This window comes from Sporolactobacillus mangiferae, assembly GCF_023336505.1.
Lineage (GTDB): Bacteria > Bacillota > Bacilli > Bacillales > Sporolactobacillaceae > Sporolactobacillus > Sporolactobacillus mangiferae.
On sequence record NZ_JAMAST010000021.1, the window covers coordinates 1 to 17,849 of the forward strand.

At 46.3% G+C, this 17,849-nt stretch carries 15 protein-coding genes; 3 read left to right on the forward strand and 12 right to left on the reverse strand.

Annotation, left to right across the window (positions count from 1 at the left end):
• Positions 1 to 143: 143 nt before the first annotated feature.
• Both M3N64_RS12470 and fucO read left to right on the forward strand, forming a co-directional pair.
• Positions 144 to 1,148 (forward strand): AraC family transcriptional regulator, encoded by a 1,005-nt coding sequence (locus M3N64_RS12470; RefSeq protein ID WP_249102804.1) that lies wholly within the window; start codon positions 144 to 146, stop codon positions 1,146 to 1,148.
• A 342-nt stretch (positions 1,149 to 1,490) separates the two neighbouring features.
• Complete coding sequence (gene fucO, locus M3N64_RS12475) at positions 1,491 to 2,657, forward strand: lactaldehyde reductase (protein ID WP_249102808.1); 1,167 nt, start codon at positions 1,491 to 1,493, stop codon at positions 2,655 to 2,657.
• A 261-nt stretch (positions 2,658 to 2,918) separates the two neighbouring features.
• Here fucO and M3N64_RS12480 read toward each other — a convergent pair whose 3' ends face one another.
• The 12 genes from M3N64_RS12480 to M3N64_RS12535 all read right to left on the reverse strand — a co-directional run bounded on the left by M3N64_RS12480 (position 2,919) and on the right by M3N64_RS12535 (position 15,328).
• A complete protein-coding gene (locus tag M3N64_RS12480; RefSeq protein WP_249102809.1) occupies positions 2,919 to 3,914 on the reverse strand; it encodes an L-serine ammonia-lyase, iron-sulfur-dependent, subunit alpha in 996 nt (331 codons plus the stop codon).
• A 180-nt stretch (positions 3,915 to 4,094) separates the two neighbouring features.
• Entirely contained in the window at positions 4,095 to 4,535 is a 441-nt protein-coding gene (locus M3N64_RS12485; RefSeq protein ID WP_249102810.1) for an L-serine ammonia-lyase, iron-sulfur-dependent subunit beta, read from the reverse strand.
• A complete protein-coding gene (locus tag M3N64_RS12490) occupies positions 4,513 to 5,691 on the reverse strand; it encodes an amidohydrolase (protein ID WP_249102811.1) in 1,179 nt (392 codons plus the stop codon). The genes M3N64_RS12485 and M3N64_RS12490 overlap by 23 nt, the downstream gene beginning before the upstream one ends.
• A 5-nt stretch (positions 5,692 to 5,696) precedes the next feature.
• Positions 5,697 to 6,440: an amino acid ABC transporter ATP-binding protein gene (locus tag M3N64_RS12495; protein ID WP_249102812.1), complete on the reverse strand. Its 744-nt coding sequence runs from the start codon at positions 6,438 to 6,440 to the stop codon at positions 5,697 to 5,699.
• The gene (locus M3N64_RS12500; protein ID WP_249102814.1) at positions 6,437 to 7,153 is read right to left on the reverse strand and encodes an amino acid ABC transporter permease; all 717 of its coding nucleotides are present in this window, start codon (positions 7,151 to 7,153) and stop codon (positions 6,437 to 6,439) included. The genes M3N64_RS12495 and M3N64_RS12500 overlap by 4 nt, the downstream gene beginning before the upstream one ends.
• An 864-nt stretch (positions 7,154 to 8,017) precedes the next feature.
• Positions 8,018 to 8,851, reverse strand: a complete 834-nt coding sequence (locus M3N64_RS12505) for a transporter substrate-binding domain-containing protein (protein WP_249102816.1) — start codon at positions 8,849 to 8,851, stop codon at positions 8,018 to 8,020.
• A gap of 204 nt (positions 8,852 to 9,055) precedes the next feature.
• Complete coding sequence (locus M3N64_RS12510) at positions 9,056 to 9,214, reverse strand: FbpB family small basic protein (protein WP_249102820.1); 159 nt, start codon at positions 9,212 to 9,214, stop codon at positions 9,056 to 9,058.
• A 323-nt stretch (positions 9,215 to 9,537) separates the two neighbouring features.
• Positions 9,538 to 11,181 carry a malolactic enzyme gene (locus M3N64_RS12515; protein ID WP_249102821.1) on the reverse strand — a complete coding sequence of 548 codons (1,644 nt, stop codon included), beginning with the start codon at positions 11,179 to 11,181 and terminating at the stop codon, positions 9,538 to 9,540.
• Between the two features lie 535 nt (positions 11,182 to 11,716).
• A complete protein-coding gene (locus tag M3N64_RS12520; RefSeq protein WP_249102887.1) occupies positions 11,717 to 12,226 on the reverse strand; it encodes a DUF3189 family protein in 510 nt (169 codons plus the stop codon).
• A gap of 261 nt (positions 12,227 to 12,487) precedes the next feature.
• The gene (locus tag M3N64_RS12525) at positions 12,488 to 13,501 is read right to left on the reverse strand and encodes an ABC transporter substrate-binding protein (RefSeq protein WP_249102823.1); all 1,014 of its coding nucleotides are present in this window, start codon (positions 13,499 to 13,501) and stop codon (positions 12,488 to 12,490) included.
• Between the two features lie 15 nt (positions 13,502 to 13,516).
• Complete coding sequence (locus M3N64_RS12530) at positions 13,517 to 14,278, reverse strand: ABC transporter ATP-binding protein (RefSeq protein WP_249102824.1); 762 nt, start codon at positions 14,276 to 14,278, stop codon at positions 13,517 to 13,519.
• A gap of 3 nt (positions 14,279 to 14,281) precedes the next feature.
• Positions 14,282 to 15,328, reverse strand: a complete 1,047-nt coding sequence (locus M3N64_RS12535) for a FecCD family ABC transporter permease (protein WP_438271022.1) — start codon at positions 15,326 to 15,328, stop codon at positions 14,282 to 14,284.
• Positions 15,329 to 16,785: 1,457 nt separating this feature from the next.
• On the opposite strand from M3N64_RS12535, the gene M3N64_RS12540 reads away from it, so the two are divergent.
• Positions 16,786 to 17,646, forward strand: a complete 861-nt coding sequence (locus tag M3N64_RS12540) for a serine hydrolase (RefSeq protein ID WP_249102827.1) — start codon at positions 16,786 to 16,788, stop codon at positions 17,644 to 17,646.
• The last annotated feature ends 203 nt before the right edge of the window (positions 17,647 to 17,849 follow it).

A 17,849-nucleotide genomic window follows, 5' to 3' on the forward strand; every position in this document is an offset into this window, starting at 1 on the left:
TTGTCGCTCATATAAATCTTCCTCCCAATACATCAATTTTAGCAAGCGCTTACATTTATTATTAAACACTGCTTTCCAATGTGGTACAATAACAACATCAAAGGTAAATCGTATCAAATAAACATAAACAGGTGTAAAAAAAGATGAACAAACCAAAAGCCTCAGAAATCAGGCACAAAATGCTGCACATGACTGACATCGAGAAACTGCAGAAAGAAAGCGGGAAATATGTACCCGATATTCCTGCCTCTTCAACACGAATCGTCAACAGTCAGTTAGAGTTATTAAACAACTTTTTTTTCAGAAAACAGGATCTGTACATCAGTAAGCATAATCGGTTTGCAGAATATCCATTGCACACACATCAGTTCACCGAACTGAATTACATGCTGCATGGTTCGTGCCAGCAGATCGTCAACGGGCATCCAGTCACACTCAGACAAGGCGATCTGCTCCTTATCGGTGTAGGTACAGGACATGAGATTAAACCACTCGGTGAAGGTGATCTGCTCATCAACATTCTGTTCAATAAAAGCATTGTCACTGTTGACTGGCTGAACCAGGTAAAATCAAATCAAAGCCCGCTTATTCAGTATCTTTTCAACCTGGCATTAGGAAAAAGCAACACCAATGTATCCATCGTATTCAATACAGGTACGTTGGAAGAAGTGCAGGCCATCCTGAAAAAAATAATTTCCGAGTACTATTCAGCCGATCAGTATTCAGGTACGCTTGCCGTGCTGTACCTGCCGATTTTGTTTACGATGCTGGCACGGACATTTGACCAGACTGAGCATGCATTTTCAGAATTCTCAGGGCTTCCCCTGAAGAATCAGAAAATGATTCCCGTCCTTCAGCTCATTGAAGATCATTACAAGGACATCACTTTAGCGCAAGCTGCGGATCTTCTTGGGTATAATAAAACCTATCTTGGCAATTTAATCAAAAGGTTATTAGGCGTTACCTTCACGCAGCTGGTAACCAGACGCCGTCTTTACCAGGCACGGCTGCTTCTGAATGCAACCGATCTTCCAATCAGTGACGTTGCCCATGAATCGGGATTTTCCAACAAAACGCATTTCTACAAAGTGTTTAAAGAGGCATTCGGTTATCTGCCAAGCGAGGAAAAGAAGCAGCATCTATCATAGTCTGCAGAGCATGTGCCCTTCTTCAGACAGACCTGGGCATTGCATACAGTATTAGAAAACCTGGCTTCGCCAGGCTTCTGGCGAAGGCGAAGTCCTGGTTGCACTTAAAGTGTAAATTCAAGGTATAAAAAATTCTAAAGGGATGACCAACTATCATTTTTTATCAAAACACTGAAAGGAGTTGATTTCCTCTTAAAAATAGTCCACAATAAAAAGTGGGTTGATTACCGATTGAGTTACTTCATGATTTTTGACCTTTGTTTTGCTCATGTGTCAATCTGGCATTTTTAAGTTTCTCTGTCCATATTTTTGTGAATGAAATCACAATGAGGAGGAGTAAGTATGGTTGTCAACAGAATGATTCTTAATGAAACATCCTATTTTGGTAGCGGTGCCATTAGTAAAATTCCGGAAGAAGTTAAAAAGCGTGCGTTCAAAAAAGGGCTTGTTGTCACGGATAAAGCGTTAATTAAATTCAATGTCGCGACCAAAGTCACCGAATTGCTGGATCAGTCGACGCTGGATTACTCTATTTACGACCAGATTGTCGCTAATCCGACCATGGACGTTGTGCGGAACGGATTAACGGCCTTCAAAGAAGCTGGTGCTGATTATATACTGGCAATCGGCGGAGGATCATCAATCGATACAGCCAAAGCGATTGGCATTATCGCCGCAAATCCCGAACACGAAGATATTATCAGTCTCGAAGGAGAACCGGGTACTCGGAAACCGAGCATTCCAATTTTAGCTGTCCCGACCACTTCCGGAACAGCGGCAGAAGTAACGATTAATTATGTAATCACCGATAAAGAAAATCAGCGAAAATTCGTCTGCGTTGACCCGCATGACATTCCGGTAGCTGCCTTCATCGACAGTGATCTCATGATGGGCATGCCGAAATCACTGTGCGCGGCGACAGGCATGGATGCATTAACTCATGCCATCGAAGGGTATATCACAAAAGGTGCATGGGAACTGACCGATATGATGCATCTCAAAGCCATTGAGATTGTCGGACGCTCCTTAAGAGATTCCGTTGCAGGTGATCATGAAGCCCGAGAAGCAATGGCTCTTGGTCAATATATCGCCGGCATGGGCTTCTCCAATGTAGGTCTTGGACTGGTTCACGGTATGGCCCATCCGCTTAGTGCATGGTACAACGTGCCGCATGGTGTTGCCTGCGCATCGCTCCTCCCGACCATCATGGAATATAACAAAGATTATACGGGTGAAAAGTACCGCGACATTGCCATTGCAATGGGTGTCCCGGACGCACGTGAATTGCCTCTGGAAGAAGTGCGCGACGCTGCGGTGGCCGCCGTTCGCCAGCTTGGCAAAGACGTCGGTATTCCGCAGAATATTACGGAACTTGGCGTAAAAGAAGAAGATCTTCCACTAATCGCCAAAGACGCGCTTGCCGATGTATGTACGGGCGGCAATCCAAGAGCAACAACTGTTGAAGAAATTATCGGGCTTTATCGTTCACTGCTTGCAGCGGGCAGCTGATCTCAGACACGTGACATGCAGCATGTTCAGGCAGGACATGCTGCATGTCGGTCATTCGTTAAACTTTTGCAGACATCGCCGGTGCGGTCCATCACATCCCAAGTGTTCTCTGATCACTTGGGATTTTTGCTTGCTCTTTTCATAGTTAATCGCAGATTCGCATGTGCAGTTTGTCAATGAACAGCAGCAGAATCACGGCAACAATGACGCCGTTCGGCAGTCTCAATTCTCGTTCATTTCCGGCCAATGAAAGGTGGAACCTTAGTGGGCAGGCGCTGTATATTTAAACCTGTCGCCCATCACCTCATTCTTGAGAAACAGAGCACATTTCTGTGCTGTCAGTGTGCAATTAACGCCGCATAACGGCCCGTTGACCGCCTTGCCGTTTTCCCGTCGATTCCTTTCAATAGCAAAAAGCACTTCATGGTAAGGAATTAGCGGGTCTATTCCGGAAAGTGCCATATCGGCATACATCGGTGCGGTAACTGCAGCCCGCACGGTGCGCGTCAGACACGGAAATTCCAGCCCTCCGGGAATTGGATCGCACGGAATGCCGATATTCGCCTGCAATGCCATGGATGCCGCATGTTGTACCTGTTCACCCGTACCTCCGGCCATCCACGTCACCGCCCCGGAAGCCATCGCGCAGCAGATCCCCGATTCGCCGACACACCCCGATTCACCGGAAGCATGAGCGTGTGTAAAAGCAATCGCACCCAGACCCGCGGCAACGACCAGTCCCTCGATCAGTTTCTCATGAGTGAAGCCGCGTACTTCACGAACCGCTTCCAGCGCCGAATACAAATAACCGCCGCCGGTACCCATCGGCCCGGGCACAATCACAACACCGGGAATTTTAGCATTCGTTGAATAAGCATAGTCCATAATTCTCGATGTCAGCGAATCAACAAGCGGAAGCGTTTTCTGCTTGTGTCGGTGCCATAATTTTCCGTATATTGGCAGCATCGGCGTATCCTGAACCTTTTCATAGCCGAGCCGCTCAAGCGCATGAATCTGATGATCAAGAATATCGGCAATTCTTTCAAAGTAAGCCATAATCTTTGCTTCATTCCATCCGGAAAAAGCATGCTCGTAATCAATGGCCGTCTGCACGAAACTTTGATTGCGTTCACGGGAAATGCTGATCCACTCATCGACCGTATGAAACAATTGCGGTTTGCGTTTCAGTGTAGTAACCACAGGCAGCAGTGCAGGCAGCAAAAGAAAGTCCCGATCATCCAGTAAGGACTGAAGCATCTGATCAGAAGGCGGTGCAGAGAATTCAAGAAAGTACCCACGATCGCCAGACTTGCTGGTTAATTCCTTACGGGCAACAAATAGTTCGCGATAACGTTCGACCAGACAGGCAACTGATTCACCATAACGTCTGCCCGAATCAAAAATGAGCAGTCCGAACGTATCCGCCTGCCAATGAATCTAGAAACCATTTATTTCGTAAATCATGATCATTCCGCCGCCAATAGATTGTCCGATCAGCTGACCTGTCTCTCCGCCCACACTGACCAGATCAAATTGCACACTGCCGGGATAACCGTTTTCTTCCGGCAATGCCGTAAATTCATACGAAATCTGTTGTTTCCTTGCAAGTCTGTGTGCGTCAAAAAGGCGGACATCATCCGTTGCAAAGTCCTGCAAGCCACCTAGATAACCGCGGTCATCCATCATATTTCCAAGATTGCGCAGGTGGCGCCTGTCACCCGGGTTAAAAGCAATCGTTACCTGACGAAGCGGCGATTTGATCGTACGACGTGCTACTCTTCCGACTCTGCTTGTGCCCGCGAAGCTGCCGCTTGATCCCGGTTGCATGATCGGTCCAAACACATCATTAAAGAAATCAGGATAGAAGCGTTTGTCCATCAGAAGCACTCCCTTCAAAATAGGAATGAACAAGTGAAACAAACAATGGAACGGAGGCCTCAAGAGCACGAAGATCCGCCTTAAATTTGCTGTTATGAACAGGGTAAGGACAGCCAACCCCAATGTTAAAAATAACGCCTGGAATTACCTGCTGGTAACAGGAAAAATCTTCACCCCCCATGCTTGGCGCCACATCAGTCACTTTAATTCCCTGATTCTTCGCCACACGTTCCACAAGCTTTGTCAGCCGCTCATCATTGACAACCGCCGGTGCACCATCCACCCAGCGAAGCTCGCCGCTGATTCCGTGAACCGCGGCAATTCCGCTGACTATTTCCTGAAGCCGCTGTTTCACTTTGTCCCGAACCTTTTTATGAAAAGAGCGGACTGTTCCCTCAAGTAACGCCGTATCGGGAAGTACATTCCAAGTTGTTCCCGACTCAATACGTGTGAGCGAAACAACACTGGGCTCAAACGGATCAATATTTCGACTGACAATCGACTGTGCCGACACAATAAATTCACCCGAAGCCACAATCACATCACGCCCGCTGTCCGGGTGGGCGGCATGTGTCCCCTTGCCATGGAAGGTCACGTAAATGCGGTCAACCGCCGCACTAAAATTTCCGGATCTGATGCCGACAACGCCGGTAGGCAGCTCGGGTTTAACATGGAGACCGAAAATCGCTTCAACACCATTTAAAATCCCGGTGTCAACAACCTGCTCTCCCCCATGCTCCGCCTCCTCGGCCGGCTGAAAAATAAGCAGGACCGTCCCTTCCAGCTCCCGTTCGATTTTCTTCAGTTCAATTGCTGTAGCCAGCAGATTCGTTAGATGAAAATCATGGCCACATGCATGCATCCGGCCCGGTGCCTCAGATGCATATGGCAGGCCCGTGACCTCATTAATCGGCAGTGCATCAATATCAGCACGAAGGGCGATCTTAGGACCAGGGCGATATCCGCCGATTCTGGCAAACACACCTGTCTGAAGCGGGTTTGGCAGCAAGTCAATCGAATAGTTCTGCAATACCTCTATGATCTTCCTGGTCGTTTCAAATTCATGAAGTGCAAGCTCCGGATGCCGGTGGAACCAGGCAAACCATTGATGTGCTGCCTGCAGTGTTTCAGAAGCGGGTTCGAATGGAACGGTCATTTTGTTCATTCCTCCTCGTAGGTTAATTTATGTAAAAACGCCTGGGTACGCACATTCCTGCTGTTTTCGAAAAGATCCTTTGGATTGGAGTCCTCAACCAGTTCTCCATTTTCCAAAAAAATGATTCGCGTAGCAACACTGCGCACAAAGCGCATTTCATGGGAAACAAGAATCATGGTCATACCTTCCGCTGCGATTTTCTTGATCAGATGAAGAATTTCGCCGACCCATTCCGGGTCCAGGGCACTTGTCGGCTCATCAAAAAGCATGACTTTCGGATCAACGGCAAGCGCCCGGGCAATGCCGACACGTTGCCGCTGCCCGCCAGATAAATTAGCGGGATAATCCTGCAGTTTATCAGCCATACCCACTTTTCTCAGTAAATCCTCCGCCTTCTCGTCGGCATCCTTTTTCTTCATCTTTGACACGACAATTAAGCTGTCCGCAACATTTTCAATCACCGTCCGGTTTTTAAAGAGATTATAATGCTGAAAAACCATTGAGCTCTGGCTGCGCAGTCTTCTAATCTCCTGCTTCGTATATTTTGAAGCGTCAATGGTTGCCGAACCAATCGAAATTTTCCCTGAATCCGGCACTTCCAGCCAGTTAAGCAAACGCAGCAAGGTCGTTTTGCCCGCACCGCTCGGACCAATTAAGGTCACCACTTCGCCCTTATTCACGGTAAGATTAATATTGCTAAGCACACGATTGTTTTTATAGGATTTATAAATATTCTCCAGTTGAATCACGAGTTTGTTTTCCTTTCATACCGACGTGCGTAAATCTCTACTCTGGAAAGCGCGAAAGCGACAATGGCACAGACGACCCAGTAAATGACAGACACGACAATGTAGACTTCAAAGAAACGAAAAGATCGCGAGCCAACAATTTTGGCCTGCGCCATGATATCGACAATCGAAATTGTGAAGACGAGCGACGTCTCCTTAATCAGCGAGATCAGCGTATTGGACAGCGGTGGAATGGCGATGCCGATCGCCTGCGGAATAATTACTTTCCGGAGTGCCTGGAACCTGGTCATATTTACACTATAGCACGCTTCAAGCTGTCCCGGATCAACCGCAAGCAACGAGCTTCTCATCGTTTCCGACATGTAGGCACCCGCATTGATGGCCAGTGCAATAATAGCAAAGGCAATGCTTGGCACACCGTTCACATCAAAGGATGTGCCGAATTTCTCATTGAGTGCCTTAAGAAGAAGCGGAATGCCATAATACACAAGCATGATCTGTACTAAATCCGGAGTTCCGCGGATGAATGAAATATACGCCCGGGCTATCGGGCTGAGCACTCTGATGTTTGCATAACGAATGAACGAAATAATGAACGCGATCACAAGTCCGATCACTCCGGAAACAAAAGCGATAAATAAAGTCGTCGGCAATGCCTGAAGCACTTCCGGAAAAGAATGGATCATAAATGTCGGATCAAAAATTTTTCCCATATGGTTGATTCCTCTGACTCGATAAAATTTGAAAAAAATGGTGCAGATTGGCCAGGCGCCTACCTGTGCCTCATGCCACACCGCAATAATCTTTCCGTGGCGATCTGAAATCATTCATTAGAAAACCTGGCTTTGCCAAGCCTCTGGCGAAGGCAAAGACCGTAGTTGCACTTATACTATAATCCACTGAACTTTAAACTTTCTTATAGTATTAGAAAAACCGGACATAGCCCGATCCTTACTTCCGCAGGATGCGGTGATTTCCACATTGTGCACAGGACATGCACGCCTTTAGTGGAAGTTCCTTTTACTCTGTGTAATCGAACTGGGTTCGTGTCTTTACGGTACTGAATCGGCGCTTCAGTTGCTCGCTTGCCGCGGGCGATCCGGGAGCCTCCTCGAGCAGACTCGTGTCTGCGGGGTCTCCCCTGGCTCGCTGATCCCGCAGGCGTCTCGCACCTCCGCTTTGATTCTCGACAAGACACTGGTTATTGGTTTTTATATGGGTCAAAATCTTATACTTTCTTTACTTGTTAGAAAACCTGGCTTCGGGGGAAGCTGCCGCCTGCGCTTATACTATTTTCCTTAAAATTTATATACTTATAGTAGAACAAAGTCCCGTGGGATTCCCGTCTTCCGTATCAGCACAATCTTCACATCAAAGGAGCCTATCCCATCGCAAAAAAACTTTGAGACAGCCCCTCTGTATCATCTGATCAATGAAGTTAATCGTATCCCGCCGTTATTTTTATAAACATTTACAATGTAAATACCATCAAACGGGAAGGCGAAAATTGCCTGCAAGGTAAGTTATTATCACATTTGGATCTCATTATCCCGTATTGAAAAGAACGCAGCGTTCGCTTACTGCTCCTCTGCAGATGCTTTGGTCGTGTAATCTTTTCCTAGATATTGAATAGACAGCTTCTTCAATGTTCCATCTTTGCGCAGCGCAACAAGTGCCTTGTCAATCAGTTTTTGATATTTTCTTCCCGTGTCATTCTTTACAAAAAGCAGATGGATTGGGCTGATGCCAAGTTCAGGAGCTGTTGTTCCGCTAATCTTTATGCCCAGTTTCTTAGCCGTCAGGTTTGTAGTAATGATGCTGCTGATTGTTGCATCCACACGCTTCGAATCGATTTCCTGGAGTGCATTGTTAATATTGCCGTCCGTATATTTAATTTTAATTTTATTACCGTTTGCCTTATTGAATTTTTCCAAAGCAGTGGTCGTGTTCGTACCGACACCCGCTGCCACTTTCTTTCCATAGAGATCTTTCAACGATTTAATATCCGTTCTGCCAGCTTTATAGATGATCTGCGAATTGCCATACAGATAAGGCTGCTCCGAGAACAGATATTTCTTTTCGCGTTCCGGGTTCTTGCCAAGGTCGCTTGCAATAATGTCAAACTTACCGGATTCCAGAGCGACAAAAATACTGTCCCAGGCCGTCGGAACATAATGGAATTTAAGCGATGGAACCTTTTTGTCAACCGCTCTCATGACCGCAATATCATAACCGTCTACTTTGCCGTTCTTATCTACGTAATTGTATGGCGGATATGCACCCTCCGTCCCTACATTCACGGTTGTAACCTTCTCTGCCTTTTTCTTGGATGAAGCGGATCCGTTTCCGCATGCAGCCGTTGTCAGCAGCAAAACTAACGTCAAAAAAACAAGCACCATCTTTTTACTCATTATTCTTCCCCCTATGTCTCTCTTGTTTTATTAATAATTATCCATATAAAATTACTTGATTAGAAAAAAGAACCGCAGCAGTGCTGCGCGTCGTTCCGTTCGATACTTCGTTACTGTTTTCTCGGGCTTCGTTACAAATTCCAGCTGCTTCGCTACGAATCTTCAACTCTTCGTTAACAGTTTCAGAGGCTTCGTACAACTGTTTTATCGAAAAAGTGATTTTTGTTTTTCAGAAGCCTTGCTTTTATCCGTGTATCTTTGATCAAGTTTTATTTCCAATGCCTGCAGCGTGGATTTCTCGTTTAAAATCTCTGAAATATTCTGCTGAACAAGTTTATTAAAGGACAATAGCCTTCTCCGCATGATATAGCCTCCCTTATTCCGAGTTAACTGATATGTTTTAATTGTTTTATCATTGTAATATAAATGAACACATTCAGCAATAGCTTTTTCATGACAATATTGAGACGTTATCACTCGCTTGTATTGATTTTTGAAAAAATGTTCAGGAAAACAGAAGGATTTGAGTCATCCGCAGAAGGCGTGGAAGGATTCCGGAGGAGAGGCACGTATTTAGTTTAGGGATAGGGTTCATTCGTCAGCAGCCAGCCGCGCACCTCCGCTCTGGCTGATCGCATCAAAAAAACCGTTGAATCATCGAAGGAGATTCAACGGCACTTGTTCGATCAGATTTTCCCGTCAAGATCCGCGTATTGGGGTATCCATTTCTCATTTTCGATCGCCTGCCTGACATCGGAGATCGGTTTTTGATTCAGTTTTTGTTCGACGACGCTCTCGGCAACCGCAAGCGCAACGGTTTGAGAAAATGCTGCCAGTTTGGAAACCGGAGGCAGGACAGGCGCGCCTGGCATGTCCGGATCGACGATACCGCCAAGCGAGTGGGCCGCTTTTGAAATCATTTCATCATTCAACACTCTAGCGGCCGATGCAAGCACACCGAGTCCAAGACCGGGATAGACAAGCGCGTTGTTGGCCTGGCCGATCTGATACGTGATCCCTTTGTAGACAACATCCGGCGCAGGAATGCCCGTGGCCACAAGCGCCCTTCCATCCGTCCACCTGATCAGATGCTCCGCCTTTGCCTCGGCCAGTTTTGTCGGGTTAGAGAGCGGGAAAATAATCGGTCGTTCGGTGTGCGCAGCCATCTCTCTGACAATCGCTTCGGTAAACGCACCTGGCTGCGTCGATGTGCCAACAAGGATGCTCGGATGCACCGTTTCAACCGCTGCCTGCAGACTGGTGAGCGTTTCCGGATGGCTGAATTCGGAACGTTTTCGAGCAAATGGCCGTTGCTCCGGTGTCAATGTTGGATCATCATCAAAGAGCAGTCCCTGTTTGTCAACCATGTAAAAATGCCGTTTTGCCTCTTCCTCAGACAACCCCTGCTGCAAAAATTCATCGTAGATGCGCTTCGTGATTCCGGCGCCTGCCGTACCCGCGCCAAAACACATATAGATTTGATTCGTCATTTTTTGTCTGGAAATATTTAACGCTCCAAGGATACCGGCCAGCACAATAATGCCGGTCCCCTGAATATCATCATTGAATGTCGTGATCTGATCTTTGTATTTGTTGAGAAGACTGGCTGCGTGATCACGGCCAAAATCTTCAAAATGCAGGTATAAATTAGGGAACAGACGCTCTGCCGTTTCAACAAACTGATCAACGAATGCAACATAGCGCTCTCCTTTAATCCGTTCATGGCGGTTGCCAAGATACAGAGGATCCCGAAGCAGCTGTCGATTATTAGTTCCGACATCGAGAACAACTGGAAGCACCTGGCTTGGGTCGATGCCTGCCGCCACGGTGTAAACCATCAATTTGCCGATTGAGATATCCACACCCTGAGTGCCCCAGTCGCCGATTCCAAGAATGCCTTCCGCATCGGTCACGACGATCAGGCGAATCTTGCGATGATCCGCCGCATTTCTCAATGCTTCTTCCATCATATCCGGATCATCGATTGACAGAAACACGGCATTTTGCGGCTGAACAAACAGCGCACTATAGTTTTCAATCGTCTCCGCAACCGTTGGATCGTACACAATCGGCATAAATTCAACGACATGATCATTGAACAGTTTGAAGAACAGCACACGGTTCTCATTGAATACTTCCATTAAAAAGAGGCGTTTCTCCAGCTGAGAAGGTTTTGTCTGCAGCTGTCTGTATGTCTGTTCAGCCTGTTCCTCCAGACTTTGCACACGTGGCGGAAGCAGGCCCTCCAGGCCGTATTTTTTTCGTTCTTCTTTAGTAAATGCAGTGCCCTTATTCAAAAAAGGATTATTTAAAAGACCAGCCGGATTCAATAAAGCGCCCTCCCCAAATGATGTCCATGAATTGATTATAGAAAGAGCACCGCTTAGAGTCAAACGGCGCCTTATTCGTCAGGCAGCACTTATTTTGGACCAATCGGGCACTGCGCGATCTAATCTTGAGCATGAGTCCAATTGATTTAGAAAATCGATCATTACATATGGCGTGCATCCGGATTTTTGGGCACAATAGCGTCGTTCCAGTATGAGTTACCGGTCCATCCCATCTAGCGCGGTTTATCAGATCCCTCACGGCCCATCAGCTATTCAGCGCAGTTTTCCGGCCATTTTTCACAATTTACCGGTCATTCCTCCGCGATTTACCGGTCATCGTCCCTTTCTCAATCTCCGATCATGATTTGGATTTGTATCTTTTGGACTGTATCGTTGCTGCAGCCGCATAGTTGCCGCGGATGCCAGCGCACCTCCGTTCTGATGCTCAGTCAGGCCATTGTTCTGTTGATTTATTGCAGAGCAACGTCAACTTCCCGTCACACAGGCACTTGGATCTTTAAAAAGAATGTATTGTTTATGGCTTGAATGAATCATTGTTGAGGACAATGATTTTTTTCTGAGATGTGCGCGCTTCTTTTTTTGTATAGGCAACAAGCCGGAGCACATTCTGGCAGCACTGCCTGGCACCAATAACAAGCAGCGGAACGCCGAGAAAATCGAGATGCAGCCAGCGGGATAGCAGACCGCCGACAGTCATGGTAAATGGCACCGTCGGCGATGTGTTGGAAAAAATGATTTTTTCATCGCCTCCATATTTCTCCTGCAGCAAGGTGCTGATATTTTTCATGGCCGGCAGCAAATGCTTCGATGCCCCACGTCCTACAGTGTAAACTGAATTGCCATCTTCGTCAGTGCCGTGGAAAAAAATCACGCCCATATCCGACGCATTCAGCTGATTGAAGTACGGAACCTGCAGAATTTCTTCAGTCGTGAGCTTGCGATCACTGGGAATCTGTTTTAGATGATAGGCTGCGGCCAATGCTGTTGTATGCGTTCCACCAAAGTCATTATAAATATAGATCACCGAATCATCCTTTTCCAAAGACATGTCATTATTCCTGATTATTACCATAAAGCCTGAGGATTCATACATGTGACGGAAAGGGAGAATACTTGACCCGATGCGCCCGATATCAATACATTGAGACGCCAGGATTCTCCTGCTTCGATCATTCCATATCTTCTCTTCACTCTTTCCTGGACGTGCCGTACAGCATGATGTCCTTCAACCAGAAAAAAACCGTCGCCTGATTTGTGCGACGGTTTTCGTGCAAATAAATGTTGATTATTGATACAAATTCGGATACATTTCTTTTGCCAGTTTTTCAAGCCCGTCCAGCGTATTGTAACTGTAGCTGAACAGATAATTATAATCCATGGTGTATACCTTTTTGTTTTTAATCGCCTTCATGCTGGCAAGTTTCGGATTGGTGTAAAGCGCCTTTTTCATCTTGTCTCCGTCGTTGTTCCAGTCCAGAACAATCAGCACATCCGGATTCGTCTTAACCAGTGTTTCCACGCTGACATTCCCGGTTTCGTTTTTGAAGACATTGTCAAGCTTGACCATCTTAAAGGCATTGTTGAAGAATGTTTCTTTGCTTGCCGGATAGACATAGACTTCCTTCGGGTCAGACATGTGCAGATAGGCAAATGTCTGGGTCTTTTTAATTTTAGAAAGTTCCGAAGTGATCTTCTTCTGTTTCTTCTTTAACTGACCGGCAAATGCCTTGGCTTTGTCCTGAACGTTGAAAATTTCCCCAAGATGATCAATGTCTTTGTAGATCGAATCATAGGAACCGCCCGGAATCGAGGATTCCAGAACATAGGTGCCGACGCCCATGCTGTTCAGTGAATCAACTGTGCCAACGCCCCAGTCTGCATTGTCAAAAAGATCGCCGCGGCTCACAATGACGTCCGGATTCGTGCCAATCGCCGCCTCTTTGCCGACATAGGAGCTGCTGAGCTTCTTCAGCGTTTTATATTGCTTTTCAACCGAGGAATCTCCGATGCCGAAGTCACCGCCAACACCGACAATTCGGTCCTTCAGTCCAAGATGAAGCAGCAGTTCAGCCACCGTTCTGGTGGTTGCCATCACACGCTTAGGCTCTTTTTTATACACTTCGTCTTTCTTCTTCCACGTTGTCCCGCCTTCGGCTTTTGCATAATTATGGATCGTCAGCGGATAATGTGATTTGCTGCTCTCAGCTGTTTTTTCCGCTCCATCCGATGCATTGCTTCCGCAGCCGGCAAGCAGCATGATTGCTGCCAGACATCCGGCAATAAGGCTCTTCTTTTTCATTTGATCTCTTCCTCCTCAGATTCCATAGGCAAAGCCTAGTCGATGCGTTACTGGATTGATATATGTCTGACATTTGATTTGATACAGGGCTTCAACGGTTTCCGGGGTCAGTACGTCCTCCGGTTTCCCGTGCGCGTAAATTTCACCGTCTTTGACAGCATAGATATAGTCGCAGTACATAACCGCCAGATCCAGATCGTGGAGCGCAGCCAGGACACTGATGCCAAGCTGCTTCACGCAGGACAGGATCTCAAACTGATAACGGATGTCGAGATGATTGGTCGGCTCATCAAGAATCATCAATTCCGGCTGCTGTGCGATCGTCCGTGCGAGAATGACCCGCTGCTTCTCTCCGCCGGACAGCGACAGATAACTTCGCGTGCGGTAGTCGAGCAGCCGTGTGCGGCGAAGTGCCGCTTCAACAATCGCATAATCAGCCGACTGATCAGGCTCCAGCAACTTTTTGTGTGGTGTTCGCCCAAGCAGTACCATCTGTTCAACCGTTAAATCAAAACTCATTTCATTAAACTGCCCGACGACCCCCAGGTGCTGCGATACCTTTTTCTCCGAACTGCTCAGGACATCCAGGTTATTCAGAAAAACCGTACCACTATGAGGTGTCAGGCTTTTATAGATGCTCTTCAGCAATGTTGATTTGCCGCAGCCGTTCGGCCCGATCAACCCAACAAACTGTTTATCCTTCACAAATACAGAAGCATTTTTGATAATTTCTTTTTTGCCACGCCTCACCTGCAGTTCTTTTGCCGCAAGTTTCATTGCTCAGCCTCCAAAATTGTAACCTTTTTTCACAATCATATAGATAAAGAGTGGGGAACCGATGACCGAAGTAATAATCCCGATCGGCAGATCAACGTTATGAATCAGAATACGCGACAGGATATCCGCCCAGATCAAAAAGAGACTGCCGACAAGCAGCGTTGCCGGAATCAGCCGCTTATGATCCGCGCCAAACAGCCCTCGGCAAATATGCGGCACAATCAGACCGACAAAGCCGATTGTGCCCGCATAAGCCACCATCGTTCCCGTGATCAGCGCCGCGAGAATCATATAGAGCTTGCGAAAGACACTCAGATTAATGCCGAGCGTCACTGCCGACTCATCTCCGAGCAGCATGGCATTAAGTACACGATGCTGAAAAAGGAAAAGAACGCAGCCAATCAGAACGACAACGGACAATATAGGAATTTTCTCCCAGCTCGACTGTGCGAGACTTCCCATCGACCAAAACGCCACCTGCTGAACGCCTTCAGCATTGTTAGCGAAATAAATGACCAGATTGGAGAACGAACTGCAAAACGCGCCGACAACGACACCGGACAGAATAAGCTTCACCGATGTCGCTTTGCCGCCGATACTTGACAGCAAAAGCACCGCCACGGATGTCACTGCGGCACCCGCAAAAGCGCCAAAGGCAATGCCGAAATTGGCGAACAGCGTACCTGATCCGAACCCGATTAAAATGGCGACTGTCGCGCCAAGCGACGCACCAGACGAAATGCCGATAATATACGGATCCGCCAGCGGATTCTGCACCGTTGCCTGCATGACCGCTCCACACAAAGAAAGCCCCATGCCGATCAGCAAAGCAAAAATCACTCGCGGCATTCTGATTTGATAGATAATATTAAAATAAGATTCCTCGATTCCGTTCAATGACCCCAGCCTGCCGCCGGTCAGCACATGAAGCAAGATATTCATAGATTGCCTGAACGGAATATGTACCTGCCCGATAGATACCGAATAAACGGTCGATACGGCAATAAAAAAGAGAAGCAGCAGCAGAACCGGCAAATAAAACCGCCCGATCCAACTGCGATTTGCTTCGCGCCCGACCAAGAAAATCACCTCACCGTCTTTATTTAACTGATAATGATTATCATTATCTTAAATTGTACGCGATCATGCCAAAAATGACAAGACCATTCAGTGATTTTCGTCACAAATAATTAACCAATCAATCAAGTATAAAAATGTCCGCCATATACTCACCATTTCGCTTCAATGGAAACAAAGTTAAAATTAAATTGAGTCTTTAACATTTTTTATTTTATTTAATGTAAACCGTTACATCCTTGAATGAGGATAGATGTATCCCTTTTTAATTAGCCGTTTAACATACTTCAAATGATGGCATCCATCATTTGTGCGATCTGATGGTCACTAAAAGATACCTGAATTCACTTAATTCCCTATTAAGGACGGCGAACGAATGATGCTTATTTCTGAGATTATAAAAAATGAAGATGCTCATCATCCTTTGACTGATGAAGAAATAGCCAGAATCATGTCAGTCTCATGCGTTGCGGTAACAAAATTGAGACAAAAAATATCAGATTGATGATTCAAGAACACGAAAGCTACGATAAAGTTACTCCGAACCGCAGAACTTCCTCCGAACTATGATAAAGTTACTCCGAAATCCGCAGAATTTCCTCCGAACTACGAAAAAGTTACTCCGAACCGCAGAACTTCCTCCGAACTATGATAAAGTTACTCCGAAATCCGCAGAATTTCCTCCGAACTACGATAAAGTTACTCCGAACCGCAGAACTTCCTCCGAACTGTGATAAAGTTACTCCGAACATCGCAAGACTTCCACCTAACTGTGAAAAAGTTCCACCGAACACTGTAAAACTTCCACCTAACTGTGAAAAAGCTCCACCGAACAGTAAAAGTTCCACCGAACCGCAGAACTTCCTCCGAACTATGATAAAGTTACTCCGAAATCCGCAGAACTTCCTCCGAACTACGAAAAAGTTACTACGAACCGCAGAACTTCCTCCGAACTGTGATAAAGTTACTCCGAACATCGCAGAACTTCATCCGAACTGTGATAAAGTTACTCCGAACCGCAGAACTTCCTCCGAACTGTGATAAAGTTACTCCGAACTCTGCAGAACTTCCTCCGAACTATGATAAAGTTACTCCGAAATCCGCAGAACTTCCTCCGAATGCCACAAAACTTCTACCGAATCTCAAAAAAGTTACGCCAAACCGCGTGACTTAAGCCGAATTAGGCAGGACCCTACGCAGACAGCTCACCCATCTTTTTTTATCCCAAATCACGCATCATGAGCAGATACGCCTTTTCATATTTGGGGATGACTGTACACAGAAAGATACTTCAGCGAAACTGGTGAAACCCATACTATACTTAAAATTTATATATTTTTAACAGTGAATCTTTTAAAAAGCAATTGAGCGAGCTGAAAAAATAGTGTATAAATGGAATTATCTGGTGTATTGCTAAGGAAGGGATGTCTATGACGCAGACAGCAAAGTCTCTGAAACTATTAATCTGTCTGATGCTGGCCACATTCTGGCTTCTGTCCGGTTTCGCAATTGATCTGATGCCGGCTTACGTGCAGCCTAAGCTCAGCCATTCGGCCGGCACAAGTATTGAAGCGTATATAAAATCACAGGGCGGTGAAGTCACGCTTGTCTACCATGATCTGATCACCGGTGAAGAATATCTGATCAATCCGGATCGTGCAAGACGGGCGGCCAGCACCATAAAGCTTCCGCTCGTCATGCAGGTCATGGATCTTATTTCCAGACATCGACTGGATCCTGACGAGAAACTGGCCTATCACGGTTACCAATACAATGGCGGCAGCGGCGTAATTCAATATCAGCGTGTCGGCACCCGGTTTACGATCTGCGATCTGATTCAGAAGGCCGTCATTTACAGTGACAACATCGCGTTTGTCATGCTCCGGGACCGTGTAGGCAAAGCAAGTTTCATTCAATACATAAAAAATATCGGCGGGCAGTATGCATACCCGGGCGGCGCTAACGTAACCTCCGCCAGAGATTTGAGCACATACGCTGAAAGATTGTACAATGATGCAAAGACGGATGCCAATGCCCGTCAGCTGATTGACTATCTGAAGCATACAAAATACAACGAAACCATTCCCGCAGGTATTAAAGAAGTGCCCGTTGCCCATAAGGCAGGATGGATGCCGGAGCTCGGGGTATCCAATGATGTCGCTATTGTATATGATCGTCATCCGTACACGCTCGCAATCATGACAAATGGTTATTCATACAGTCAATCCCAAACAGTCATTGCCCACGTTGCAAGTCTTGTGAACAAATATCACAAGCAAAAATATCAATAAAGATTGAATGAAAAACGAAAAAGCGTGCAGCATTAATCATGAAGTTAGGGTGGAATCCCGCGCCAGATGAAGGTCTTTGGATACACGAATATAGACCTGTTTTGTCTGTTTTGTGAACAGTACGGTAATTATTGGATAAATTTTCAAAATAAATATTTCTATTTATAAAAATATTTAGTATTATTGGTTCAAGGAGGTAAGTC